The following is a 21,291-nucleotide window of genomic DNA, read 5'->3' as shown; positions in this document are numbered from 1 at the left end:
TATGCGCCGGCATCCACCGGCCGCGATTGGCATCGGGGGATTCCATGAACACCAAGTCCATTCTCGCTGCGGCGGCCCTTGCCCTCGCGCTCCCGGCCGTCGCCTAGGCGCAGGGTCTCGTGCGCGGCGCGCAGGAAGGTGCCGACGACGGGCGCGCGGCCGGCGGTCCCATCGGGGCCATCGTCGGGGGCGCCATCGGCGCGGCGACCGGCACCGTCAACGGCATCCTCGGCGTCGACGACCGCCCGCGCTTCCGCACCTACGTCTGCGGCGAGCGCCGCGCCTCCTACGCCTACGACGGCGACGTCCGGATCGGCACGGTGCTGCCGTCGGCGGGCGTGAATTACTACGACGTCCCGGAAGAGTACGGCGCCCGCGGCAGCCGCTACACGGTCGTCAACGGCCACACCGTGCTGGTCGAGCGCGGCAGCGGCCGCATCGTCGAGATCATCGACTGAGCCACGCGAGGGGGCGACCCGGGCCGAGGTGCCTGGGTCGCTGCCGATCAACGCCGACGGCGTGACCCGCGCAAACGTCCTAGAGTAGGAACCGAAGGCAGGCTGCGACGGCAAACGTCGAGGCGAGCGGCAGGCCCAGCATCGTGGCCATGGCCCCGGCCCGCATGCCCCGCGGCTCGTTGTCGTTGTCCGCGAGCCTGGCGAGGGTCAGGTGCCAGCGAGCGAGGGATGCCTCGACGTCGATGGCTCGGGTCGCGTTCGTGTCGGTCATGGATCGCCTCTCCGAACGAACCGTCCCATAGCACGGGATGAGGGGCCTGTCCGCCGAGGCTTGCCCGCCCCGGAATGCCGCGCGAACCCAAGGCCGTATCGCGATCCGGCGGCATGGGAACGTCAGCCCCGGGGCTGCAGCACGAAGTCGTCGGCGACCTCCAGGGTGTGGACGTCGAACTGGGCGAGCAGCGCCGTGCCGAAGCTCGTCGAGATGGCGACGTCGGTGGCGTCGCGACCGCGGGCGATGACGACCCGCCCGATCCGACGGGCGTCGTGCCGAGCGTCGAACGTGTACCAGCGAGGACCCTGCGGGCCGTCGAGGTAGACCTCGAACCACGCCGAGAAGTCCATCGGGTTGGGGTCCACGGGCACGCCGATGTCGCCGAGGTAGCCGGTGCAGTACCGCGCCGGGATGTTCATGCACCGGCACATGGTGACGGCGAGGTGGGCAAAGTCCCGGCAGACGCCGACCCGCTGGTGGTACCCGTCGAAGGCCGAGCGGGTGGCGTCGGCGAGTTGGTAGTCGAACCGGATGCGCTCGTGCGCCCAGGTGACGATGGCCTGCACCCGTCCCCAGCCCTCGGGGGCGCTGCCGAACAGCGACCAGGCCGTGCCGGCGAGCTTGTCGGTGTCGCAGTAGCGCGAGCCCAGCAGGTAGACAAGCACGTCGTCCGGTAGGTCCTGGACGGCGAGCTGCCGGGCGTCGGGTACGTAGGCGTCGGGCTCGCCGTTGTCGGCGATCAGGAAGTCGGCCGAGACCGTGACGCGGCCGCCCGGCGCGAGCAGCCGCACGCAGGTGTTGCCGAACCCGTCCGTGTAGGTCCGCGTCGGCACCGGCGGGTCGACCCGCATCGTGTCAGAGGTCAGCAGGTCGTGGGTGCGAGAGGGGTGAACGTTGAGCTGGTAGATCAGTGGGGTCGGCCCGAACGTGTCGTAGCCGATGGTGTATCCGGCCCTGATCCTCATGTTCGTCCCCGTGGTTGGGAGTTCGCCGCATCTTCGGTTCGGCGGTGTCCAACGATGCCTGCATGGGTCGTGCCCAGCCCGGGGAAGACCGGCTCAAAGCGTGAGCAGCAACGCGGCGTACCCGACGGCCCCGAGCGCGAAGGCCCAGAATCGGCTCTGCCGCTCGCTCGGCACCTCGTCCTTGAGGACGTTCAGGATCACGCCGCCGCCGAGGAAGGCCGTCAGTGCGGCGATGGCCGCGTCCGACACCACCGTCACCGCGCCGACGAGGAACCCCGCGACGACGGCGGCGACCAGGACCCAACGTCCGGTCCTGCGGTATGCCGCCTTGTGGTCGTCGTTCAAGCCGTAGTCGGTGACCACGAAATGCAGGGACATCGCCACGGTGAAGAACGCCAGGGAGGCGACGCCCGTCGTCTCGCGATGCAGGAGGAGGTAGCCGACGAGCGCGTTGTAGAGGCCGAAGGACCCCATGTGGATCAGAACACCCCGGCCCCGGTGCCGACGTCGGCCGTCGGGGCGGAACCCCGGGCGTCGGTGACTGGGATGCCGGCACGGCGCGAGCGGTCGACCTTGGCCAGCCTATCCAGCCCGTAGAAGGCCATCAGGCCGCCGAGCGCGATCAGGTAGACATGCCGCTCCGAGAAGCCCCCGAGCGTGCCGCCGGCCATGCGGCCGACGCTGGCCTCGCCGCTGGCCAATTCGGGCAGGAAGTGCACGAAGACGTAGGCCACCGCGACCCCGCCGGCCGCCGACAGCCAGACGCTCCTGGGCGAGCCGTCCAGGAACCGCAAGGACGGCGTCACGACATGCACGACCGCGAGCACGACCGCCGCAAGAGTGGTGAGGACCAGGATGGATACCGTCATACGGATGCGGTTCAGTTCGCCCTAGGTGCGGCGGCCGGCGCCGGCGGCTGGGACGGAGCGGGGGGCACGGTCGTCGGCGGGGGCTGATCCGAAAGCCGCTGACGCACATCGGCGAGCTGAGCCTGCGCCGCCGAGAGTTCCTGCCGGGTCGTCCCGAGGCGGTCGTCGAGGGTGGCCATCTCCTTGTTGCGGCCGGCGAGCGTCTCGGTCAACGTCGCGAGCTGCGCCTGGGCGTCGGCCTGCTGCTTCCGGAGCGCCTCCACCGCCGAGGTCACGGCGTTGCGGTCGGTCGTTAGCTTCTGGATGGTCTGCTCGGCCTGCCCACGTTCGGAGATCACCCGGTCCCTCTCAGACTCGGCGGTGGCCAGATCGGCCTGGGTCGACGCCAGCCCATCCTTGGCCTGCTGCAGTTGCTGCCCGACCTGGGCGATCTCGGCGGTCAGCTTGTCCCTACTGGCGTTCAGGCCGGCGATGGCCTGCGCCAGGTCGTCCCGTTGCTTCCCGGCCTGCTCCGACGCGGTCCGGGCTTCGGAAAGTTCTTTTTGCGCCGCGGCCGAACCATCGCGGGCCTTCTGCTGGCTCTCCTCGGCCTTGGCGAGATCGGCAGTCTTGGCAGTCGCCTCCTGGGACATCGCGGCGATGTCCGCCCGCAGCTTGGCCTCCTGCTGGCGCGTCTCCTCCAGCCGACGCCCGACGTCGGCAAGCTCCTTCGTCCGGGCCGCCGCTGCCTGCTCGGCCGCGGTGGTGGCCTCCTTCATCGGCGCGAGCTTCTGTTCGGCCTGGGTGACCTGCCCCTGCAGGTCAGCAAGCTTCCTGGCCTCCGTATCGGACGCCGACTTAGCGTCGGCCGCCTTGCCCTCCGCCGTCTTCTGCTCGCTGGCGAGGTTCGTCGCCTTGACCTTCGCCTGCTCGCCGGCCTGGGTCGCGTCCCGGTCCTGTTGCTGGGCCGTGGCGATCCTGGCCTGGAGCGCGGCCAAAGTGCCGGCAGTCGACCGTTGCTGGTCGAGGTCCGTCTGCAGGGCTGTCCGCTGGCTCTCCAACTCGCCGATGCGGTGGTCCCTGGCGCCGCGTTGCCTGGCGTCGGCGATAGAGGCTACGACCAGCCAGAGAAGCAGCACCGCGGCGATGACGGCGAGGCTGAACGGGAGGGGTCGGCGCAGTTCCGAGCGATAGTCGATAGCCATTGCGGTCTCGCGGGCTTGAAGGGTTTGGGGTCAGATCGAGGAGGCAGACTCGCCCGGGGTCGGTTCGGCGCCGGCGGCTCCGGGTTCGGGACCGCGAACGGCCGGGGCCGAGCCCGCATGTCCCGCCTCGACCAGCGAGCCAATCATCGTCAGCAGCGCGCGGTGCTCGGGCGATCCGTTACCGGAAGCGAGGAAGACGGCAAGTTCGATCCGGGACGGAGCCCCACCTGATGGTTCGTTCGGATCGTGGAACACGAACACGTCAGGCGCATCGTCACCCTGGCAGAGGAACCACCGGTCGTCGTTGCCACTGGCATGGATCTGCGTTCGCATGGTCGGCATCGGCGGGCCCCTCCGGTGGTGGCGCTAGAACTCCGTCGGCTTGATGCCGGCCTTCTCCAGGCGCTGCTCAAGCTCGGCCGGCAAAGCTTGCACCGCCTGCCGCACGGGCATCTGCACCACGGGGTCGAGGGCGCGCATCGTCGAGTACAGCCCGGCCGCGGCCGCCCCACCGAGGAGCGGGGCGAGTACGAACAGCCAGAGCTGCCCCACCGCGTCCCAGCCGGCGAACAGGGCCGGCCCGATGCTGCGGGCCGGGTTGACCGAAGTGTTGGTCACCGGGATCGAGACTAGGTGGATCACGGTCAGGGTGACGCCGATGGCGAGCCCGGCGAAGCTCACCGGCGCCTTCAGGTCGGTCGCCCCGAGGATGGTCGGGACGAGGAGCGCCGTCAGCACGAACCTGACGATGAACGCCGCCATCATGTTGTAGTGGCCCGGCGAGCGCGCGTCGTAGCTGTTCGAGGCGAGGCCCAAGGCGACGTCGAAGCTCGGATGGCCCTGCGCGACGACGTAGAGGAGGTAGCCGGCGACGACCGTGCCGAGGACCTGGGCGGCCATGTAGCCGGGCAGGTGCGCGGCATCGAACTTCCGGCTCATGGTCCGGCCCAGCGTGACAGCGGGATTGAGATGGCAGCCCGAGATCGGACCCAACGCGTAGATCATCGCCATTAAGACGAAGCCGAACGACAGCGCGACCCCGGCGTAGCCGATGTGGTCGGCTGCCAGGACGGCGCTGCGGCAGCCGCAGAACACCAGGACGAAGGTATCGATGAAATCGGCGAGGTAGGGACGCATCAGCGGGAGTCCTTCGGAAGGGTGATGCCGATGCCAGGGGTGGAGGTGACGGCCGTCGCCGCGTACCGGTCGGGATCGCGCACGGCGCGGTAGGTCGCCGGCGCACGCAGCCCCTTGCCCTTGATCAGCATCACGGCACCGAGGCACATCAGCAGCACCGGCACCGGGTTCCGTCGCACCCCCTCCAAGGCGCTGTCATAGAGGGTGGCCCCGGTCTCGTCGCGGCGGACGGTGTCGAGCACGTCCTCGACGATCCCGGTGGGCGTGAGGCGCTGAGTGAGCCTGTCCAGCATCCGGTCCAGGCGGCCACGGCTCGCTTCGATCTCGCGTTCCAACGTATCGTCGTCATTCGTCATGCGTCGACGTGCTCCTTGATGACGACGGCATCCTGCCGGAGCTGTCGGCCCGTCCGGGTCGGTAAAAGCCCGTCGACGGAGAACCGACTCCTGGCGCTGAACGCGAGAACGACGCCGATGACGAGGAAGGCAGCGCCGACGATCAGGGCAGTGAGCGCCTCCGAGCCGACGACGGCGAACACCTCCGCGCCAGCCATCGTCGCGAGGCCGACGATCAGGCGGCGCAGGTTGTCTGCCATCTCCTGGCAGAACAGGGCGATCTCACGCCGCAGCACATCGCCGGCACCACGGAGTGCCTCGGCCATCAGACCTTGAAGTCCGCCGGATGGCGGGGGTGGAGGAACGGCGCTCACAGATACCCGCCTCAGGCCTGCCTGGGCTCACCACGAGACTTGAGGGCATTGCCGTTCCCGGATCGCATGACATGGAAGGTGCCATACCCGAGCGCGCCGACCACTAGAGCCGTCACCAACGGGTTGCTTCGCGCTACCGTTTCGGCATCACGGAGAAGTTCGCGCAAGCCACGGCGTGCGACGTGCTCCGAGAGCGCATCGAGGTTGTCGGCGACCGTGTGGACGAAGGGCTTTGTCTGCGCCTGCCCATCGAGCTCGCCGCTGCCCGAACGGAGCGCCTTGGCGAGCTCGGACAGGAAGCCGGCCGCCTCGGTCCTGCGCCGGTCGGCATAGCCGCTCGCCTGGTCACGCACGGCGTCGGCCAAGCCGGCCGGCGAGCGCGCCGCCCGCATCGGGCCGTCGATGGCGGGTGATGGTCCCGCAGATCGGGTCGGATCGTTCATGGTGCTGCTCCGGACCTGCAGGACATTGTGGAAGGGGGCCTAGCGGCGGCCGTGGACGACCATCGCGAGGAGGTAACCGAGCGCACCGGCCATCGCCGCCATCATCAGTGGGGACTCCTTGGCGTAGCTCGTCACCGTGTCGGCGCCTTGGCGGTAGGCGCGCTCGGCGTCGGGGAAGGCGTCGCGGCCCTGCTTCAGCGCGCCCTGCGCAAGATCGCCGGCCTGGTCGGCCACGTCGCGCACGGCGTCCTTGGCCTGCCCGTACAGGTTCTCGACGTTGCCCTTGGCCTCGTTTGCGGCACCCTTAGCCTTCGTCTCGCGGTCGCCGGTCACGTCGCCAACGGCGCCCTGGACCTTGCCGCCGAACTCCTTCGCGGCACCAGTGATGCGGTTCTCGTCCATGGGTGTTCTCCTGAGTGGGGCCGGATGCGCGGGTTGCGCGTCCGGCGGTTCGTTGAAGTGGCCTACTTCTTGGCGCTCTTGCCGTGGGCCTTGGTCGAGCTCTCGTGCGCCTTCTCGGAATGGCCGTGGGCTTCCTTGGAGTGCTTGGCGGCCTTCTCCTCGTCGCCCTTCTCGTGGTGCTCTGCTGCGGTCTTGTGCGACTTGGCAGCGGCCTCGTGGTGTTTGGCCGCCTCGTGGTGTGCTGTCTGCGCCATGGCTATGTTCCTCGTTCGGCACCGTCACGGTGCTCGTTGCGGTCGTGTCGACCGGCGCGTCCGGACGGGACGGATCCCGACCGGCGTGCGGGATATCCTCAGGCGCGCCGCCTCAGAGGGCGGGCAGCCTGCCGTCGGGGGTGTAGCGGTCCACCGCCGAGGGAAGCTCCCGGGAGAGCCTGGAAAGCAGTTCGTCGTGCGACAGCCCAGTCTGCCGGGACAGGGCGTCCATGACGTCGGGACCGATGGCCTGGCGCAACTGGGGCGGAGCGATCTCCTGGTTGGGACCGTGGTTCACCCAGGAATCGGCGGCGGCACCATGGCCGTTCTGCCGGAAGCTCTCGACCAACTGACCCAGCCCCCCGCCGAGCACGTTGCCGGCGCCGGCCCCGCCGAGCGCACCGCCGATGTTACCGAGCAGGCCCCCGAGGCCGGCCTGGCCGGGCGCGGTCGCAGCTTTCCCTTGAGGCGCTGAATGACCTCCACCCAGCATCTCGGCGATCCTGTCCTTGTTCTGGAACCCGGCTACGGCAAGCAGGCCGAGCAAGGCGGTCATGGAGGGAAAGCCGTCACTCATATTCGTTCTCCCGTTCGGGTGTGCGAGGTACGGGTTCCGGGCGGCTCAGGACCTCGAACCGGTTCCCTTGGATGCCTTGTATTCGTCGATGGCGGTCCGGCAGCCGGGCGAGAGCTTGCCCATGTTCCTGCGGAAGCACGCCACCACCTCCGGCCCCTTCGGATCCATGCCGTTGCAAAGGCTGAGATAGTCACCGGAGCAGAACGTCCGGAGATGGTTCGTGGCGGCATCGTCACCCTGGGCACCGGCGGAGCCCGCCGCCATGACCAAGGAGAGGGCGAGGAAGCGGGTGATGCGGATCATGGGGCGGAGGCCGTGCTCGATGCTTGCCTTGAGGGTTGGTGCGTTGGCCGGGAGGAGGCCGTGGGCTCCCTCCCGGCCCGGCGCGGTCAGATCGGCTTGCGCGGGGCGGTCCCGGTGATGCCGGCCGTGCCGGTGCGCTCGACGTTGCCGCGCTCGTCAGTGACCTCGACCTCGGTGTGGCGCACCTTGTCGGTCACGGTCTCGACGCGCTGGGTCGCGTCCTTGCGGATGCCAACCTCGCCGACGACGCGGGCCTCCTTCGAGACCACCGCCTGCTCGCGCATCTCGGTGGCCTCGATGACCTTGTCCTCGAACAAGGCCATGTCGCCCGGGGTCACCGCGCGGTCGACCACGCGGCGATCGACGTGCACGGTCTCGTCATGCAGGGTAACGTTCTCGCTGACGTCCTTCTCGACCGCGTAGGAGCGGACGCGCACCCGGCCGCTGTCCACCATGCGCTTGCCGACGTTGAGCCGCTCCTCAACCACCGGGATGTAGTCGGTGCCCTGCGCTGTCCCCTGAGCTGTGACGGTCTCGGTAGAACCGGCCGCACGCAGACCCGTCGTGGCGGTCGTCGATGCGGGAGCAACGGCCGCGACCGGCGCGCCTGCAGCCTGTCCGGTCCAACCCTCCTTGCGCCAGGCCGCCTCGCGCTCGTCCATATCAACCGAGCCGTGCTCCTCCAGGATATCGTAGGTCCGCTCCGCGTACCCGTCCTCGACGGTCGCAGTCAGCATGGTGCCACCTCGGTTCAGTCCCTCGGCGTGCAGGTGGCGGTCCTCCTCCGGCATGAAGAACTCCTTCAGCGAGCCCCACATGCCGCCCTCGTGGGTCGTGGCGGCGCTGGTCGTCGTGCCGACCTCGCTGCCGGACAGGATCTGGACGCCGACCTCGGGGATGCCGCTGGCCACAAGCTTGGCCTTCGCGGCCGTCGCGTCCGTGTAGGTGTCGTACATGGCGGTGATGGTTTGGGTCATGGTTCGATCTCAGGTGTTTCAGCTAGGTTCAGGGCCGTGACGTGCCCCTCGGGGGACACGCGTTCGATCACGGCGTGCTGCCTGCGCAGCGTCACCGGCATCTCGACGTCCTCGCCCGCCGTGGTCTGGCGGACGTGCACCTCCTCCCGCAAGACAAGGCGCTTCTCGACGACGAGGATCTCTTCCAAGACCGGGATGATCGTCACCCCGTTCTTCTCGCGGACCACCGGGGGCACTTCGCCCTCGGCCAGGGTCCGGTTGATAGCCACCCGGGTGACCCCGACCATGTCACTGCGCAGGGTCTCGCGCAGGACCTCCTCGACCGTCTCGGTCCGGGTCGAGACCCGCACCCGTCCTGTCTCCACCGCCCGCTTGTCGATGCGGGCGGTCTCGGCGATCAGCGGAAGGACCGCCTCCTCGCCGACGGCGACCTCCGCCGCCGGCTTGTTCTGCATCCCGAAGGCATGCGGCTCGGTGGCGGCGGCGTCGCTCACGATCAGACCCGGCGCTGGGTCGTGACGGCGGGTGCGGTGCGTGTGAGCACCGGGTCGACGGCGGCACCGCGGCCGGCGAAGAAGGCGGCCAGGGCACCGAGGATCAGCGCCAGGGCGCCATAGAGCGCACCCTGCGAGCCGACGCGGGCGGCGGTGTCGGCCGCCTGCTTGGCCTGCTCCTTGGTCTTGGCGACCGCGTCGTTGAACTGCTGCACGTACTGGGCGACCTGGGTCCGGGCCTGATCGACCGGGATGCCCTGCGCCTTTGAAAGCGCCTGAGCCGCTTTCTCCTGTGCATCCTTCTGCTGGGCGGCGTCACCGGTCACCGCAGCGCGCATCGCGCTGACGGCAGCGTTCTTAAGAGCTTCGGGGTCATTGCCGGTCGTGCCGCGGACCTGGCTCTCGATGTTCGAGAACGGGTTGTCCATGCCCGGCAGCGACGGGGCCGCGGCCTGGGCTGCCGTCTTCACCGAGCCGCCGATCAGGTTGCCGGCGCCACCGAGCGTGCTCGACACCGCGCTCGATGCGCCGCTGACGATGCCGCCGACCGCCGAGGACAGCAGGTACACGACGACCAGGGTCGAGACCGCCCAGGCGATCAGCCCATGATAGGCGGTGGTGGTCCGAGCCGGCTTGCCCGAGAGGCGCCCGGCGAGCCAGCCACCAGCGGTGGAGGCGAGGATGCCGGAGATCACGAACCAGATACCGGCGCCCGAGGACAGGCTGCCGGCGGTGGGCGTGCCGTTACCGGCCGGGTCGACGGTCGAGAGCCCGATCCCGAGCCCGACCATGTTGAGGATGACCTGGGCGACCAGCGCGATCACGGCGCCGGCGATGACAGCCCCCCAGGAGATGGAATGCAGCGCCATCGTGCGCATATCCTCGGCCGGGGTAGCCGGGCTGGTGGTCGGCAGGTCGCGGTCATAGGCCGGACGGGTGGTATCGGGGGATAACGCCATCGTGGAAACTCTCTTGTCGGGGGTGGTTGGGTTGGGCTTCGGCCGAGGGTCGGCGGAAGGAGTGGGGGTCAGAGGACCCGGCGGCGGCCCATCAGGGCGTGGTAGAGCCACAGCACCACCACGGCGCCGACGACGGCGACGAGCAGGCTGTAGAGGTTGACCCCGGACACCCCGGGCTGGCCGAACTGGTTGAACAGGAAGCCGCCGACGACGGCGCCGACGACGCCGAGCAGGATGTCGACGAGCAGCCCCTGGCCGGTGTTTTTGACGATCTTCGAGCCGATGAAGCCGGCGATCAGGCCGAGGACGATCCAGGCGAGGAGGGACATGGTTGGCTTCCGTGTGTGGGTGTGCGGTAGGGTTCCGACGCCGGCGGCTGCGTCGGGGACAGAGCGGGCTCGGATGGCCGGGACGCTAGGGACCTGAGGTCGAACTTGGCTTGGTGGGCTTGGTTTTGCCCTTGGCGTGCTGCGCTTCTATCGCGGCGATCTCGGCCGTGGCCTCGGTCTCTACTGTGATGTCCCCGAAGATGATGCCGATGGCCTGCTTGATCAGGGCGCGCGCGTGATCGGCAGACAGAACCTTGCGGCCCTTGCCCATGTCCTGGCCCTCGCCCCAACCGGTTCAACAGTCGTTCAGGAGCCCGGTACGAGCAGGCCTATACCGCTAGAATAGCAGAATCCAGCCGATGTTCCTCGGCATTACATAGAATTATTTCAGATTAATGAGCTTAGTGTTTTTTGCCTAGTTTTCGTTTGTTGTTTTTGCCGTTGTTGTCAAATGACGGCTTTTCCCCGATGCCGCGTTCCCTGGCCCAGACCACCACGGCGCTGCGCCGATTGACCCCGATCTTCCGGTAGAGGCTCGCGACGTGGTTGCGCACGGTGCTGAGCGACACGCCGAGCGCCGTCGAGATCTCCTCGTCGGTGTCGCCGTGACAGATGCCTTCCAGCATGTCCCCCCCGCGGGCGGTGAGCTTCTCGATCATGCCCTGCGGCTTGCCGGGCCTGGGCGGGTTGCGCAGCAGGGCGAGCTTCTCGATCACCCCGTGGCTGAACTACGAGGCGTCGGCCATCACCGAATCAATGGCTGAGATGAGCTCGGTCTCGGTTCGCTTCCTCGACGAGATGTCCCGGACGGCACAAAGCAGCCCGGCGCCGCCGTTGACGGTGACCCTCTCGGCCGACACGAGGCAATCGAGTTCCTTGCCGTCCCGGGTGCGCAGGCGGCCCTCGAAGGCCCGGACCCGGTCGTAGCGCTGGAGCTCGCGCCTGAAGCGCGTCCGCTCCACCTCCTCCGCCCAGGGCATCGTGGTGGCGTCCGCGCCCCCGAAGGTCGCGGCGTAGGCGTCGCTGACGCTCGTCGGCACGTCCGCGTCGGAACTCAGGAGGACCGTCGGGATCGGGCTGAGCTCGAACGCCTTGGCGAAGCGCTCCTCGCTCAACCGAAGCTCGGCCTCGGCCTTCCGGCGGTCCTTCAGGTCAGCGAAGGTGAACAGCATGCAGCGCTCGCCGCCCGGCATCTCGATGGGATGGCCGGCGACGATGACGTATTTCTCGCGGTCCGAGGGGACCGAGAGGCAGGCCTCGCGTTGGCGTATGGTGGTGCCGGCATGCAGTTGCGCCACGGCGGAGGCGCGGTGCTCGCCCTGACCGATCAGGTCGATCTCCGTGAAGCTCCGGCCGAGCACCTGCTCGCGGGCGTACTCAGTCAGGTCGACGAAGCCCTGGTTGACCTTCACGTAGCGCAGGTCGGACAGCCGGCAGACCACCGCCGGGGCGGGGTTGGCCCTGAACATGCACTCGAAGCGCTCCTCCGCCTCGTAGCGTTCGCTGACGTCCTGCATCGCCAGGGCGAGTCCGGTCGGGATGCCATCGGCGCCGGTGGTGACCAGGCCGCGCATCCGGTGCATCCAGGTCCGAACGGGATCACGCCTGTGGTGGACCTCGACCACGGCGTCGCGAAAGGCCTCGCCGGCGAGCACGCGTTCGACCAGGTGCTGCAGCGGTCCAACTTCGTGGTGGTTGCAGTAGCGCAGCACGAAGTTGGTCCGGTACTCGGGAACGTTCTCCCCGAGGTCGCCGAGGTCGCTCACCCCGTGCATCGTCAGGGCGGCCTCGTTGGCGTAGGTCACCGTATGGTCCGGCGCGATGAGGATCACGCCCTCACCGAGGCCAGCGGTGACCTGCTCCAGTTGGTGCTGCATCGATGTCGGCATCACGGTTGCATCTCTCCACGGCGCCGGCAGCTCGACCGTTTCCTCGCTCGATGCGCGCGGGAGCAGCGGCAACCATCAAGCTTGCGTAGAACGGCTAAGCACCGATCTTCTAACTCCGCAGAACTTCACCAGTATCCAGTATGCAAAGGTCGCGTGAGACAGCAGGTCCTACGAGCCGCTTTGGTCAAACGGATTGAGCGATCCGCATACGAGTACCACAGTGAGGACTAACCTCGACGACGAAGTCGCAGAAGGCCTTACCGTCCAACATGCGCTCGATGAGGTAGCGGCCGGGCGCACGGTTGTTGCGGTAACGCAGGCTGAAGCGCGCGCGGTAGGCGTCGACCGTCGCGCCAAGGTCGGACAGCGCCGCCACGCCGTGCATCGCCAGCGTCGCGTCTTTGGCCCAGGAGATGCGCTGGTCCGACTCGACGAGGATCACGCCCTCGTTCGGGCCGGCGACGAGCCGGTGGCGTTCCAAGCGGTTGGCATCCGTCGCGATAGGTCGGCGTCCGGGGCCATGGCCGCCGGTGCCCCGTACACCGGGTGGTTCGATCTCGCGCCCGGGGGTGCGTCGGCTTCCGACCTGCACGTTCTTTGGGTTGACCTTCGGATTCATGGTCGCCCCCGGCGGGGCGGCGGAGCCGGGTCGTGTCGGGCAATCGTTGCATGCTGGGCTGCGCGCGACCGGACGTCGGCGGATGTGAGGTTTGCCGGGACCAATCGATACCTTCGGCGTTGAGATGCGATGCGCTGCGGAACGCGGCGTGACCGGGAATCGCGCATGCCGATGGACGATGCCGTAGCCGTGAAGCCGCCCGCCCAGGTGCCGCCCCCGTTGGTTCCTGGCCTGCGCGGCCTGCTGACCCTCGCGGTGGGCGTCGTGCTGATCGCGGCGCTGTACTTCGGACGCGAGGTGTTCATCCCACTCGTCTTAGCTGTGCTCCTCAGCTTCGTCCTGGCCCCGGTGGTCAATCTGCTCCGGCGGATCAAGCTCGGGCGCGTCCCCTCGGTCATCGTCGCCGTGCTACTGGCGCTCGGCATGATCGGCGGTATCGGCGCGGTCATCGGCACGCAGGTGGCCGGGCTCGCCGGCAACCTGCCGCAGTACCAAGCTACGGTCTCGAAGAAGTTCGCCGGCCTGCAGCAGGGCTGGCTCGGGGAGGCTAACCGGGTCCTCTCGAAGTTCAGCCACGAGGTCCACGACGCCACCCAGAAGGCAGATGCCTCCGGGACGACGGCGGCGACGGGACCCGCTGGCGACACGCCCAAGGCGCAGTTGGTCCGCATCCAGGACCCTGAGATCTCGCCGCTCGCCCTAGCCGAAAAGGTCCTCGGCCCGGTGTTCGAGCCTCTGACCACGGTCGGCATCGTCCTCGTTGTGGTCGTGTTCCTGCTCCTGCAGCGGGAGGACCTGCGCAACCGCATGATCCGCCTGTTCGGGTCGAGCGACCTGCATCGCACCACCGTGGCGATGGACGACGCGGCGGGCCGGCTCGGAACCTACTTCCTGGCCCAGCTCGGCATGAACGCCGCGTTCGGTGTCATCGTCGGCGTCGGACTGTGGTTCATCGGCGTACCCAACCCGCTGCTGTGGGGCGTGTTCTCCGCGCTGATGCGATTCGTGCCCTACATCGGTGCCTTCATCTCCGGCGTCCTTCCGGTCGCGCTGGCGGCGGCGGTCGATCCGGGCTGGAACATGGTCATCGCCACCGCGGCGCTGTTCTTGATCGCTGAGCCGGTATTCGGGCAGGTGATCGAGCCGCTGCTCTATGGCCACTCTACAGGCCTCTCGCCGTTCGCCGTGATCGTCTCGACCCTGTTCTGGGGCTTCCTGTGGGGGCCTATCGGCCTGATCCTGGCGACCCCGTTCACGGTCTGCCTCGTCGTGCTTGGCCGCCACGTCGATAGCCTGGAGTTCCTGGATATCCTGCTGGGCGACCGGCCGCCGCTGACCCCGGTCGAGAACTTTTACCAGCGCATGCTGGCAGGCGACCCGGACGAGGCCCGCGACCTCGGCGAGCAGATGCTGAAGGAGCGCTCCTTGTCATCGTACTACGACGAGGTCGCGCTCAAGGGCTTGCAGCTCGCCGCCAACGACTATGCCCGCGGCGTGGTCACACCGGCCCAGCTTGAGAACATCCGGGCGTCGTCCCGCTCCCTGGTCGAGGATTTTGAGGACCACCCCGACGTCGAGCCGGCAGGCACCGACGCGACGGTCAACCCGAACGATACGCCGACGCTCGCCGAGCGCGCGCACCCGAGGAACGAGGCCGTGCCGGGCCAGGCCCCTTCCCGCGAGGCGCTGCCCGAAGTGTGGCGCGGCGAGGCGCCGGTGCTGTGCCTGGCCGGGCGCGGCCCCCTCGACGAGGCCTCCTCGGCGATGCTGGCGCAACTGCTGCGCAAGCACGGGCTCGGGGCGCGCGTGACGGCCTACCAGTCCGCCTCACGCGAAGGCATCCGCGACCTCGACCTGTCGGGCGTGGCGATGGTGTGCATCTCCTACCTCGACATCACCGGCAACCCGTCGCACCTACGCTACCTGCTGGAACGGCTTCGTCGGAAGTCGAGGGACGCCAAGCTTCTGGTCGGACTATGGCCGCAGGGCGAGGCGGTTCTGACCAACACGGACCTCGGCCGGCAGGTCGGGGCCGACGCCTACGTGTCGTCGCTTCGTGGTGCGGTCGAGGCATGCCTGAGGGAGGCGGGCGCGACGACCACGGGCGACGAGACCCCGGCCGCCGCGAACGCCGCCTGAAGGCGGAACCGACCGATGGCTTAACCGTCGTTCGGGCGTCATACAGTCAAGCCTTGGACAGCTGCCGTGAAGACAATTTTCGCCGCCCTCGCGATTTCCCTGCTGGCCGCCGCACCGGCCATTGCTTTAGAGACGTCGAACGTTGACCGCGGCGTTGCAAAGCCGGCGACGGTCAAGATGGCCGCCGTCGTCAACGCCGCCCCGGCGCCCGTCGCGCAGGCAGCGTCGAACAAGAAGGTTCCCGTCGTCCTTGCGTGACCCTTCGGCAACTAGGTTTACCGGTCAGCACTATTGTCCGATGGTCACTGGAACGGACCTTCTGGTTTGCCGTCCGCACCCCGCCGCAATCATCCGCTAGGACTTCCCGGCCTCGACGGAGCGTGACCCGGTCACCCGTCGCGGCCATGGTTCGGGGGTGCGGGTGTTTCCACGGTTTGCATGTGCCGAGCGGGCAATGGCTGCCACGTTGGTAGCCGCCGTCCTCGTAAGCCTCGGAGCCTGCGGCGGACGTCCGACCGGCGTACTTCTGCCCATCGCCGACGCGGTACCGGTCGCCGGCACTTCCCACGTCGAGATGCTGGTCGCCACAACCCGCAAGTCCGCCACCGACCGCGGCGTGCTGTTCTCCGGCGAGCGCGGCGAGGCGGTGACCTACACCGACCTCGCTGTGTCGATCCCGCCCGACGCCACCCGCCAGCCCGGCACCGTGCAGTGGCCGGAACGCCTGCCCGGCAACCCTGCCACCGACTTCGTCGCGCTGCGCGCCGACCCTGTGGACCGCGGTAAGGTCGCGGCGTGGACGGGTAAGGCGGTCAGGGGACGCGGCAAGCGCCACGTCTTGGTGTTCGTGCACGGGTTCAACAACAAGTTCGAGGATGCCGTCTTTCGCTTCGCGCAGATCGTGCACGATTCCGGCGCTGAGGTCGCGCCGGTGCTGTTCACCTGGCCGTCCCGCGGCTCGGTGCTTGCCTATGGCTACGACCGGGAGAGCACCAACTTCTCGCGCAACGGCCTGGAAACCCTGCTGCGCGACCTCGCGCGCGATCCCAGCGTCAGCGAGATCACGGTGCTGGCCCACTCCATGGGCAACTGGCTGACCCTGGAGAGCCTTCGGCAGATGGCCATCCGCGACAAACGCGTGGCGCCGAAGATCCGGAACGTCATTCTGGCGGCCCCCGACGTCGACATGGACCTCGCGCGGGGCGCCTTCCACGACATGGGCAAGGACCGGCCACGGCTGACCCTGATGGTCTCGGGCGACGACCAGGCGCTCGCCGTCTCGCGCCTCGTATGGGGCGACAGCGTCCGTCTTGGCGCCATCGACCCGAACGCCGAACCCTACAAGTCGGAGCTGGAGCGCGAGAACATCGGCGTGCTCAACCTATCCTCGGTGAAGTCCGACGATGCCCTCAACCACGGCAAGTTCGCTTCCGGCGACGTCGTCGCGCTATTGGGCAAGCGGCTCGCCGACGGCCAGCCGATCTCGGACGGCAAGGTCGGGATCGGGGACAAGCTCGTGAGCACGGCGGCGGGTGCGGCCTCCACGGTGGCCACCGGTGCCGCGCTGGCGGTGGCGGCGCCCGTGGCTCTGGTCGACCCGCAGACCCGCGAGACTTACGGTGACCACCTCTCGAACGTCGGCAGCGGCTTGAGGGACACCGTCGGCTCCACGGTCGACCTCGCCGGCGCCCCGGTCCGGGCCGTCACGGGCGCCGGGCGCTAGACCCCCCGAGCCGACATGGGGCGCTTTCGTGGCCTCCCACGTTGGTGCGGGCGGGTCCGCGCGCCCATCGGCTCCGAGCCCGTCGGGCAACGGCCGCGATCCACCGATCGGAGCCTCAATGATCCGAACCATGACACTCGCGTTTGCCCTTGGCCTGTCCCTCGTCGCAACAGCCTCGGCGGACGACGATAAGGATAACCTCAAGTTCTACTGTACCGGCGACGCCACAACCTACTGCGGTGGCCTCGACCCGGCCGGGGAGGAGATGAAGGCGTGCTTCACGAAGCACCGCAAGGATCTGTCGGAGAACTGCCGGCGCGCTATCGACGCCTACACGGCGACGGGCGGCAAATGAGCGGCACCCGGACCATGCTCGCCGCCGTCCTGTTCCTGGCGGGTACGCTTTCGGCCTCGGCGCAGAACGAGCAGACAGGGACCCGAGGACGCAAAGTGCCGGGGCGAGGCAAGGAATCTCGTCTTCTCGGCGCCCAATCCGAAGCGGCTGTCGCCGTTCGACCTGGGCGTCGAGACCTACCATGCCTGCAGGGGGCGGCTCGGCGCGGAGCGAAAACCGATGCCGGGCCAATAGGCGCGGCAGGGTGGGTCAGCGACCGTCGATGGGACCCGGCGGCTGGGGTGCCGGCGGCTCGGGCGGCGGATCGCCCTCGGGTGTCTGCGGTCCGGGCGGCGGGTCGCCCATCGGAGGCAGCGGATCATCGCCGGGGGTCGGGGCGTCGCTCGTCATCGTCTTACCCTCCCGGGTGGCCTGTATGCCGCCCGGGAGGTAAACGCGTCGCGGATGCGCGGGCTCCCCGCTACAGCTCGACCGGCGGGGCCTCAAATTGCAAGTAATGATCACCCGCTTCATGTCGGCCACCAGGGCCTCGACCTCGTCCGTGGGAATGCCCGGTTTCAGGTCGAACACGAACGGCTTCATCGCTTTCGCGGCACCCGCGCCGGACGCGCTCTAATGGGAGAAATCGCAGCATCCGTTGGATACACTAGGTTGATCCAATGCGGAACTTTGGTGTCGAAACGCATATCAATGGGTCGGCGATCAGCAAGTACAGGTTCGGCTGCCATTTGCGCGGCATATCAGTAATGTTGGTGACATTGATCGCCGGGTTCAGCGCTAGGCTGATCGTGATCCCCTGGTAGTAGCTGAGAAAATGTCATCGGCCTACAGGTTTGGGTTGGTTTGCGTCGCTCCCCACCTCGACGGATCGTAGAGATTAAGGCGGCCTCCTCTTACAGCTGGATCTTGCTGCCCCACTGATGGCTTGGCCGTTCGGTCTAAGCCGTCGGCTGACGGCCAAGACTGTAAACGTAAGCGAGGCTACATTATGTCAAATGCGGTCTCGCTCAACTTCAGGTATATTCAGACCCAGACTTTGGGTCACAGATAACAACATTGGAGCTGCGATCACACACGAGGGCTTAGTTTGGGCCATCGTCATCAGCGTCGCGCTCGATTCGCAACTTGATGCACACCTTCGGTGGTATGATGTCGAAGGTCCTTAAGGCGGTACTCTGACCCCACCAAGTGCGCCGCGCTGAACGTCCGCTTGTCCGCAATCCGAGCTCCAAAGCAGATGGACCGCTTCCGGCCAGCATCTGCCGCCATGCATCACTCGCCCGAACGTCTAAGATGGGTGGATCTGCGACCGTCCGCTTCCGGGCGGCCATGCATAAGAACGGACATCACCACCGCGCTCGCTCTCGACCCTTGTCTGAAGTTTAGAAGGTCCGTTTATGGGCAACCTGACCCAGCCTTGCTATCTTACAAATAGACATACCTTTCAGACGGAGCGAGTCTCGATATCCAAGCGTCTGAACCAGGGAGTATAGATTGACCGAGCGCCCCCGCGTCAAAACGCTGAGGCAGAGCACGGCCGAGGTTGAGTCGAAGCGAGCGTACGAGTTCTGGCGCGATACGGCGTTGGCCATGTCCGGCGTCTCCAGCGCCTGCACCGAGGAACGGCGGTCGTTCTCAGCCAGTCGCCTCGTCGCCGTCACGGCCCACAGCACCTTGCTGCACACCGAAGGGCCGCGGGTCGATGTCGAGCGCTCGGCGCGCCATGTCCGCCAAGACGGGCGGGACACCATCACAATCGCCCTGGTCCTGCGCGGTACCCAGTACTTCGAACAAGGGACCCGCGGCGGGCGGATGGCTCCCGGCGACATCAGCATCACCGACTCCGGACGCCCGTTCCTGATAGGGGCCTACGAGGATTACGAGGAGATCCGGCTTAGCACGACGCGCGCGGCCTTCAGGGCCCATGTCGGCGAGCCGGAAGCCTACGCCGGGCGCCTGATCGGCCACGGCCCCCTCAATGCGCTGTTTGCGACCTACCTGCGGTCCTACGCGGCCTTGGTGCCGAGCATGACGGAGGCCGAGGCCGACACTGCGGTCGAGGGCACCCTCCACCTGTTCCGAGGTTTGGTGGGCGCCCCTACGGGCGAGGTCACGGCGGATGCGCTGCGGTCGCTGGCCACGGTGCACATCGAACGCAGCTTACACGATCCGGCGTTCGGTCCCGACGCCCTGTACCGGGCGTTGTGCGTCTCCCGCAGCCGCCTCTACACCGCCTTCGCCGATGGCGAGGGCGTAGCGGCGGCGATCCGCGACGCGCGCCTCGACCGGGCGCATCGGCAGTTGTCGGCGCCTGCACATGCCGGCGACAGCATCGCGACCATCATGCTCCGGTGCGGCTTCACCAACGCGTCGGGCTTCAGCACCGCCTTTCGTCGGCGCTTCGGAACCGCGCCACGCGATCTCAGAGCCTCAAACACCTGAGGGCGGATGCTTTACCGGACCTGGGGCGGCGACCAGCCGCGTGACCGGCCGGGCCAGGACGCCGCGTTGCCGGGAAGGAGCGGCCGAAGTGACCGGAAACATCGCGGGTGTGGGGCAAGCGTCGGGGGAGGCGGGGGCCGCGGCGGTCCAGGTTTTGTCAGCGGCCTCTCAGCTGTCGAGGCAATCCGAGCATCTTGGTTCCGAGGTCGACCGCTTCCTCGCCACCGTGCGCGCGTTCTGAGGCCAGTCGAATGGCGTGCCGTAACGCCCGACGTGCCATTCAACCGAAGATTTAGCTTCGTCGGGCGAGCGCTCTATCGCGTCACCGGCCTGCCCGACCGGCCGCGTGGACCGCCGAGCACGAGGGCGCCGCTGGCGATCAGGGTGGCGGTGAGCACGGCGAACATGGCGTGGATCCCGTAGCCGTCGAGCAGCGGCAGCAGGACAATCGGCGTCAGAGCTGCAGCGACCCGCCCACCGGCCCAGGCGCAGGTGAGGGCCGAGGCCCGCGACGCGGTCGACAGGAGCTCCGTCGCGTAGACTGCGAGGAGGCCGCCGTAGATCGCCGCTGCGGTGTTGAACGCCAAGCCGAACAGAACGAGGGTCGCGAAGGTCTCGCCGACGGCGAAGGCCGTGCCGAGAACCACCATCGCGGCCGCCATGGCGACCAGACAAGCGCGCCGTTCCAGATGGTCGATTACCGTAGCGGTGAGCAGGGTCCCGAGCGGCGGCCCCAGCATCGACAGGCCAGCGAAGACCAGGGATTGATCGACCCGGAAGCCTTTCCCGAGCATCACGACCGCGCTGAGCAGGGGAAAGCCTACTGTCGCCCACGGACTGAGCGCATAGAGGGCGACGAACAAGGCGGCCCGGCGGCGCTGCTGGGGGTCAGCGAGCAGCCCTCGGAAACCCGCATGCATCGGAGGCTGGGGATGCCTGGTCGCCTCAGCGGGCGTTTCGAGTGGGACGATGCCGCTCGCTGCCTCGAAGCGCCTGCAAGCGCGTTCGGCCTCAACAGCGCGCCCGACTGCAGCGAGCCAGCGCGGCGAGTCCGGCAGAACGCCGAACAGGGCCGCCCCCAGAACCGCCAAGACCGCACCGAGCACCAGAGCCCAGCGCCAGGCCGCGATCCCGAGCGGCGGCGCTGGCGCCAGGGCCTGGACCAAGAGGATCACCCCGGTCCCGCCCAGAAAGCCGATCCCGGTGCAGACCATCAGCATCGCGCCGCGCCGCCGGGGCGGCATCACGTCGGCGAGGTAGGTCGCCGCCAGTGGCGGGAAGCCGCCGATCGCGAAGCCCGACACCGCCCGGGCGACGGTGAGCTCGGTGAGGCCCGAACTCATGGCGGCGGCCGCCGATCCGACTGCCATCAGCACCAAAGTGGCTTGGAGCGCCGGCCGCCTTCCGAACCGGTCGCCGATCAAGCCGAAGACCGGTGCACCCACCGCGCCCCCGGCGAAGACAGAGGCCAGCAGTAGGGACAAGCTACCCCGCGGCATACTGTAAGGCGGCGCTAGGAAGATCGCCGCTAGGGCATTGCTTAAAGCGACCTCGGCCACGTCGGTGAACAAGCCGAGGGTGCAGACCGCTAGGATCGTCAGGTGCAGCGATGTGATTGGCAGACGGTCGAGCCGGGATGCGATCGTATGCGGCGCTCCCCCCGGGTCCTCTTGCGCGAGAGCACCGGGGGCGACAGGTCGTCGGGACGTCTCGATCACGCAAGCGGTTCCGTTCCGGACCGGCGGTCGATCACGGCCGGTGATAGGGCCTGATAGCCGCGAGTTGCGCGT

The 21,291-nt window shown here is 68.2% G+C and carries 27 protein-coding genes and 3 pseudogenes; 7 read left to right on the top strand and 23 right to left on the bottom strand.

Annotated features, from left to right (window positions below; genetic code table 11):
• Positions 1–44: 44 nt before the first annotated feature.
• Positions 45–458, top strand: a pseudogene (locus MKK65_RS03665) (DUF1236 domain-containing protein).
• A gap of 79 nt (positions 459–537) precedes the next feature.
• Here MKK65_RS03665 and MKK65_RS03660 read toward each other — a convergent pair.
• From MKK65_RS03660 to MKK65_RS03560, 21 genes and pseudogenes are all read right to left on the bottom strand, one after another.
• Positions 538–729, bottom strand: coding sequence for a hypothetical protein (locus MKK65_RS03660; RefSeq protein ID WP_243955386.1), 192 nt, complete (start codon positions 727–729; stop codon positions 538–540).
• Between the two features lie 122 nt (positions 730–851).
• Positions 852–1,697 (bottom strand): transglutaminase-like domain-containing protein, encoded by an 846-nt coding sequence (locus MKK65_RS03655; RefSeq protein ID WP_243955384.1) that lies wholly within the window; start codon positions 1,695–1,697, stop codon positions 852–854.
• A gap of 93 nt (positions 1,698–1,790) precedes the next feature.
• Positions 1,791–2,171: a hypothetical protein gene (locus tag MKK65_RS03650; protein ID WP_243955382.1), complete on the bottom strand. Its 381-nt coding sequence runs from the start codon at positions 2,169–2,171 to the stop codon at positions 1,791–1,793.
• Between the two features lie 5 nt (positions 2,172–2,176).
• Positions 2,177–2,566, bottom strand: coding sequence for a hypothetical protein (locus tag MKK65_RS03645; RefSeq protein ID WP_243955380.1), 390 nt, complete (start codon positions 2,564–2,566; stop codon positions 2,177–2,179).
• 11 nt (positions 2,567–2,577) lie between these two features.
• On the bottom strand, positions 2,578–3,750 hold the full coding sequence (locus MKK65_RS03640) for a chromosome partitioning protein ParA (protein WP_243955378.1): 1,173 nt from the start codon (positions 3,748–3,750) through the stop codon (positions 2,578–2,580).
• Positions 3,751–3,780: 30 nt separating this feature from the next.
• On the bottom strand, positions 3,781–4,092 hold the full coding sequence (locus MKK65_RS03635) for a hypothetical protein (RefSeq protein WP_243955376.1): 312 nt from the start codon (positions 4,090–4,092) through the stop codon (positions 3,781–3,783).
• 24 nt (positions 4,093–4,116) lie between these two features.
• Complete coding sequence (gene aqpZ, locus MKK65_RS03630; protein WP_243955374.1) at positions 4,117–4,887, bottom strand: aquaporin Z; 771 nt, start codon at positions 4,885–4,887, stop codon at positions 4,117–4,119.
• Positions 4,887–5,243: a DUF3618 domain-containing protein gene (locus tag MKK65_RS03625; RefSeq protein WP_243955372.1), complete on the bottom strand. Its 357-nt coding sequence runs from the start codon at positions 5,241–5,243 to the stop codon at positions 4,887–4,889. Before MKK65_RS03625 ends, aqpZ begins: the two co-directional genes overlap by 1 nt.
• The gene (locus MKK65_RS03620) at positions 5,240–5,548 is read right to left on the bottom strand and encodes a phage holin family protein (protein ID WP_243955370.1); all 309 of its coding nucleotides are present in this window, start codon (positions 5,546–5,548) and stop codon (positions 5,240–5,242) included. The genes MKK65_RS03625 and MKK65_RS03620 overlap by 4 nt, the downstream gene beginning before the upstream one ends.
• A gap of 59 nt (positions 5,549–5,607) precedes the next feature.
• Positions 5,608–6,039 carry a hypothetical protein gene (locus MKK65_RS03615; RefSeq protein WP_243955368.1) on the bottom strand — a complete coding sequence of 144 codons (432 nt, stop codon included), beginning with the start codon at positions 6,037–6,039 and terminating at the stop codon, positions 5,608–5,610.
• Between the two features lie 39 nt (positions 6,040–6,078).
• Positions 6,079–6,441 (bottom strand): CsbD family protein, encoded by a 363-nt coding sequence (locus MKK65_RS03610; protein WP_243946271.1) that lies wholly within the window; start codon positions 6,439–6,441, stop codon positions 6,079–6,081.
• Between the two features lie 62 nt (positions 6,442–6,503).
• A complete protein-coding gene (locus MKK65_RS03605) occupies positions 6,504–6,695 on the bottom strand; it encodes a hypothetical protein (protein ID WP_243955365.1) in 192 nt (63 codons plus the stop codon).
• A 112-nt stretch (positions 6,696–6,807) separates the two neighbouring features.
• Entirely contained in the window at positions 6,808–7,272 is a 465-nt protein-coding gene (locus MKK65_RS03600) for a YidB family protein (protein WP_243955363.1), read from the bottom strand.
• 45 nt (positions 7,273–7,317) lie between these two features.
• A complete protein-coding gene (locus MKK65_RS03595) occupies positions 7,318–7,575 on the bottom strand; it encodes a 3',5'-cyclic-nucleotide phosphodiesterase (protein ID WP_243955361.1) in 258 nt (85 codons plus the stop codon).
• An 86-nt stretch (positions 7,576–7,661) separates the two neighbouring features.
• The gene (locus MKK65_RS03590; protein ID WP_243955360.1) at positions 7,662–8,552 is read right to left on the bottom strand and encodes a YsnF/AvaK domain-containing protein; all 891 of its coding nucleotides are present in this window, start codon (positions 8,550–8,552) and stop codon (positions 7,662–7,664) included.
• Complete coding sequence (locus MKK65_RS03585) at positions 8,549–9,049, bottom strand: YsnF/AvaK domain-containing protein (RefSeq protein WP_409565358.1); 501 nt, start codon at positions 9,047–9,049, stop codon at positions 8,549–8,551. Before MKK65_RS03585 ends, MKK65_RS03590 begins: the two co-directional genes overlap by 4 nt.
• On the bottom strand, positions 9,049–10,005 hold the full coding sequence (locus MKK65_RS03580) for a hemophore-related protein (RefSeq protein WP_409565357.1): 957 nt from the start codon (positions 10,003–10,005) through the stop codon (positions 9,049–9,051). The genes MKK65_RS03585 and MKK65_RS03580 overlap by 1 nt, the downstream gene beginning before the upstream one ends.
• A 68-nt stretch (positions 10,006–10,073) precedes the next feature.
• The gene (locus MKK65_RS03575) at positions 10,074–10,334 is read right to left on the bottom strand and encodes a GlsB/YeaQ/YmgE family stress response membrane protein (RefSeq protein WP_243955356.1); all 261 of its coding nucleotides are present in this window, start codon (positions 10,332–10,334) and stop codon (positions 10,074–10,076) included.
• Positions 10,335–10,419: 85 nt separating this feature from the next.
• Positions 10,420–10,605 carry a hypothetical protein gene (locus MKK65_RS03570; RefSeq protein WP_243955354.1) on the bottom strand — a complete coding sequence of 62 codons (186 nt, stop codon included), beginning with the start codon at positions 10,603–10,605 and terminating at the stop codon, positions 10,420–10,422.
• A 130-nt stretch (positions 10,606–10,735) separates the two neighbouring features.
• Positions 10,736–12,223 (bottom strand): annotated as a pseudogene (locus MKK65_RS03565) (PAS domain S-box protein).
• A 184-nt stretch (positions 12,224–12,407) separates the two neighbouring features.
• Positions 12,408–12,842 (bottom strand): hypothetical protein, encoded by a 435-nt coding sequence (locus MKK65_RS03560; protein ID WP_243955352.1) that lies wholly within the window; start codon positions 12,840–12,842, stop codon positions 12,408–12,410.
• Positions 12,843–13,007: 165 nt separating this feature from the next.
• Between MKK65_RS03560 and MKK65_RS03555 the strand changes: the two genes are divergently transcribed.
• The 4 genes from MKK65_RS03555 (at position 13,008) to MKK65_RS03540 (ending at position 17,059) form a co-directional block, all read left to right on the top strand.
• On the top strand, positions 13,008–14,981 hold the full coding sequence (locus MKK65_RS03555; RefSeq protein WP_243955351.1) for an AI-2E family transporter: 1,974 nt from the start codon (positions 13,008–13,010) through the stop codon (positions 14,979–14,981).
• 66 nt (positions 14,982–15,047) lie between these two features.
• A complete protein-coding gene (locus MKK65_RS03550) occupies positions 15,048–15,239 on the top strand; it encodes a hypothetical protein (RefSeq protein ID WP_243955349.1) in 192 nt (63 codons plus the stop codon).
• Between the two features lie 196 nt (positions 15,240–15,435).
• Complete coding sequence (locus MKK65_RS03545; protein ID WP_243955347.1) at positions 15,436–16,704, top strand: alpha/beta hydrolase; 1,269 nt, start codon at positions 15,436–15,438, stop codon at positions 16,702–16,704.
• 130 nt (positions 16,705–16,834) lie between these two features.
• A complete protein-coding gene (locus MKK65_RS03540) occupies positions 16,835–17,059 on the top strand; it encodes a 3',5'-cyclic-nucleotide phosphodiesterase (RefSeq protein WP_243955345.1) in 225 nt (74 codons plus the stop codon).
• A gap of 249 nt (positions 17,060–17,308) precedes the next feature.
• On the opposite strand, the gene MKK65_RS03535 is transcribed toward MKK65_RS03540, so the two are convergent.
• A complete protein-coding gene (locus MKK65_RS03535) occupies positions 17,309–17,641 on the bottom strand; it encodes a hypothetical protein (RefSeq protein ID WP_243955343.1) in 333 nt (110 codons plus the stop codon).
• A 912-nt stretch (positions 17,642–18,553) separates the two neighbouring features.
• Between MKK65_RS03535 and MKK65_RS03530 the strand changes: the two genes are divergently transcribed.
• A complete protein-coding gene (locus MKK65_RS03530) occupies positions 18,554–19,501 on the top strand; it encodes a helix-turn-helix domain-containing protein (protein WP_243955341.1) in 948 nt (315 codons plus the stop codon).
• Positions 19,502–19,577: 76 nt separating this feature from the next.
• Positions 19,578–19,742, top strand: a pseudogene (locus MKK65_RS03525) (methyl-accepting chemotaxis protein); the annotation flags it as partial.
• A gap of 73 nt (positions 19,743–19,815) precedes the next feature.
• Here the strand turns inward: MKK65_RS03525 and MKK65_RS03520 are convergent.
• On the bottom strand, positions 19,816–21,219 hold the full coding sequence (locus tag MKK65_RS03520; protein ID WP_313902019.1) for an MFS transporter: 1,404 nt from the start codon (positions 21,217–21,219) through the stop codon (positions 19,816–19,818).
• Between the last annotated feature and the right edge of the window lie 72 nt (positions 21,220–21,291).

This window comes from Methylobacterium sp. J-001 (genome assembly GCF_022829565.1).
GTDB lineage: Bacteria > Pseudomonadota > Alphaproteobacteria > Rhizobiales > Beijerinckiaceae > Methylobacterium.
The sequence above is the reverse complement of the archived record's forward strand: the minus strand, read 5'-3'. Positions and strand labels throughout refer to the sequence as shown.

Bases quoted from the DNA above. Each gene is read 5' to 3' on its own strand.
- MKK65_RS03660 (WP_243955386.1), bottom strand. From the start codon at position 729: ATGACCGACACGAACGCGACCCGAGCCATCGACGTCGAGGCATCCCTC.
- MKK65_RS03655 (WP_243955384.1), bottom strand. From the start codon at position 1,697: ATGAGGATCAGGGCCGGATACACCATCGGCTACGACACGTTCGGGCCG.
- MKK65_RS03650 (WP_243955382.1), bottom strand. From the start codon at position 2,171: ATGGGGTCCTTCGGCCTCTACAACGCGCTCGTCGGCTACCTCCTCCTG.
- MKK65_RS03645 (WP_243955380.1), bottom strand. From the start codon at position 2,566: ATGACGGTATCCATCCTGGTCCTCACCACTCTTGCGGCGGTCGTGCTC.
- MKK65_RS03640 (WP_243955378.1), bottom strand. From the start codon at position 3,750: ATGGCTATCGACTATCGCTCGGAACTGCGCCGACCCCTCCCGTTCAGC.
- MKK65_RS03635 (WP_243955376.1), bottom strand. From the start codon at position 4,092: ATGCCGACCATGCGAACGCAGATCCATGCCAGTGGCAACGACGACCGG.
- aqpZ (WP_243955374.1), bottom strand. From the start codon at position 4,887: ATGCGTCCCTACCTCGCCGATTTCATCGATACCTTCGTCCTGGTGTTC.
- MKK65_RS03625 (WP_243955372.1), bottom strand. From the start codon at position 5,243: ATGACGAATGACGACGATACGTTGGAACGCGAGATCGAAGCGAGCCGT.
- MKK65_RS03620 (WP_243955370.1), bottom strand. From the start codon at position 5,548: ATGGCCGAGGCACTCCGTGGTGCCGGCGATGTGCTGCGGCGTGAGATC.
- MKK65_RS03615 (WP_243955368.1), bottom strand. From the start codon at position 6,039: ATGAACGATCCGACCCGATCTGCGGGACCATCACCCGCCATCGACGGC.
- MKK65_RS03610 (WP_243946271.1), bottom strand. From the start codon at position 6,441: ATGGACGAGAACCGCATCACTGGTGCCGCGAAGGAGTTCGGCGGCAAG.
- MKK65_RS03605 (WP_243955365.1), bottom strand. From the start codon at position 6,695: ATGGCGCAGACAGCACACCACGAGGCGGCCAAACACCACGAGGCCGCT.
- MKK65_RS03600 (WP_243955363.1), bottom strand. From the start codon at position 7,272: ATGAGTGACGGCTTTCCCTCCATGACCGCCTTGCTCGGCCTGCTTGCC.
- MKK65_RS03595 (WP_243955361.1), bottom strand. From the start codon at position 7,575: ATGATCCGCATCACCCGCTTCCTCGCCCTCTCCTTGGTCATGGCGGCG.
- MKK65_RS03590 (WP_243955360.1), bottom strand. From the start codon at position 8,552: ATGACCCAAACCATCACCGCCATGTACGACACCTACACGGACGCGACG.
- MKK65_RS03580 (WP_409565357.1), bottom strand. From the start codon at position 10,005: ATGGCGTTATCCCCCGATACCACCCGTCCGGCCTATGACCGCGACCTG.
- MKK65_RS03575 (WP_243955356.1), bottom strand. From the start codon at position 10,334: ATGTCCCTCCTCGCCTGGATCGTCCTCGGCCTGATCGCCGGCTTCATC.
- MKK65_RS03570 (WP_243955354.1), bottom strand. From the start codon at position 10,605: ATGGGCAAGGGCCGCAAGGTTCTGTCTGCCGATCACGCGCGCGCCCTG.
- MKK65_RS03560 (WP_243955352.1), bottom strand. From the start codon at position 12,842: ATGAATCCGAAGGTCAACCCAAAGAACGTGCAGGTCGGAAGCCGACGC.
- MKK65_RS03555 (WP_243955351.1), top strand. From the start codon at position 13,008: ATGCCGATGGACGATGCCGTAGCCGTGAAGCCGCCCGCCCAGGTGCCG.
- MKK65_RS03545 (WP_243955347.1), top strand. From the start codon at position 15,436: ATGGCTGCCACGTTGGTAGCCGCCGTCCTCGTAAGCCTCGGAGCCTGC.
- MKK65_RS03540 (WP_243955345.1), top strand. From the start codon at position 16,835: ATGACACTCGCGTTTGCCCTTGGCCTGTCCCTCGTCGCAACAGCCTCG.
- MKK65_RS03535 (WP_243955343.1), bottom strand. From the start codon at position 17,641: ATGAAGCCGTTCGTGTTCGACCTGAAACCGGGCATTCCCACGGACGAG.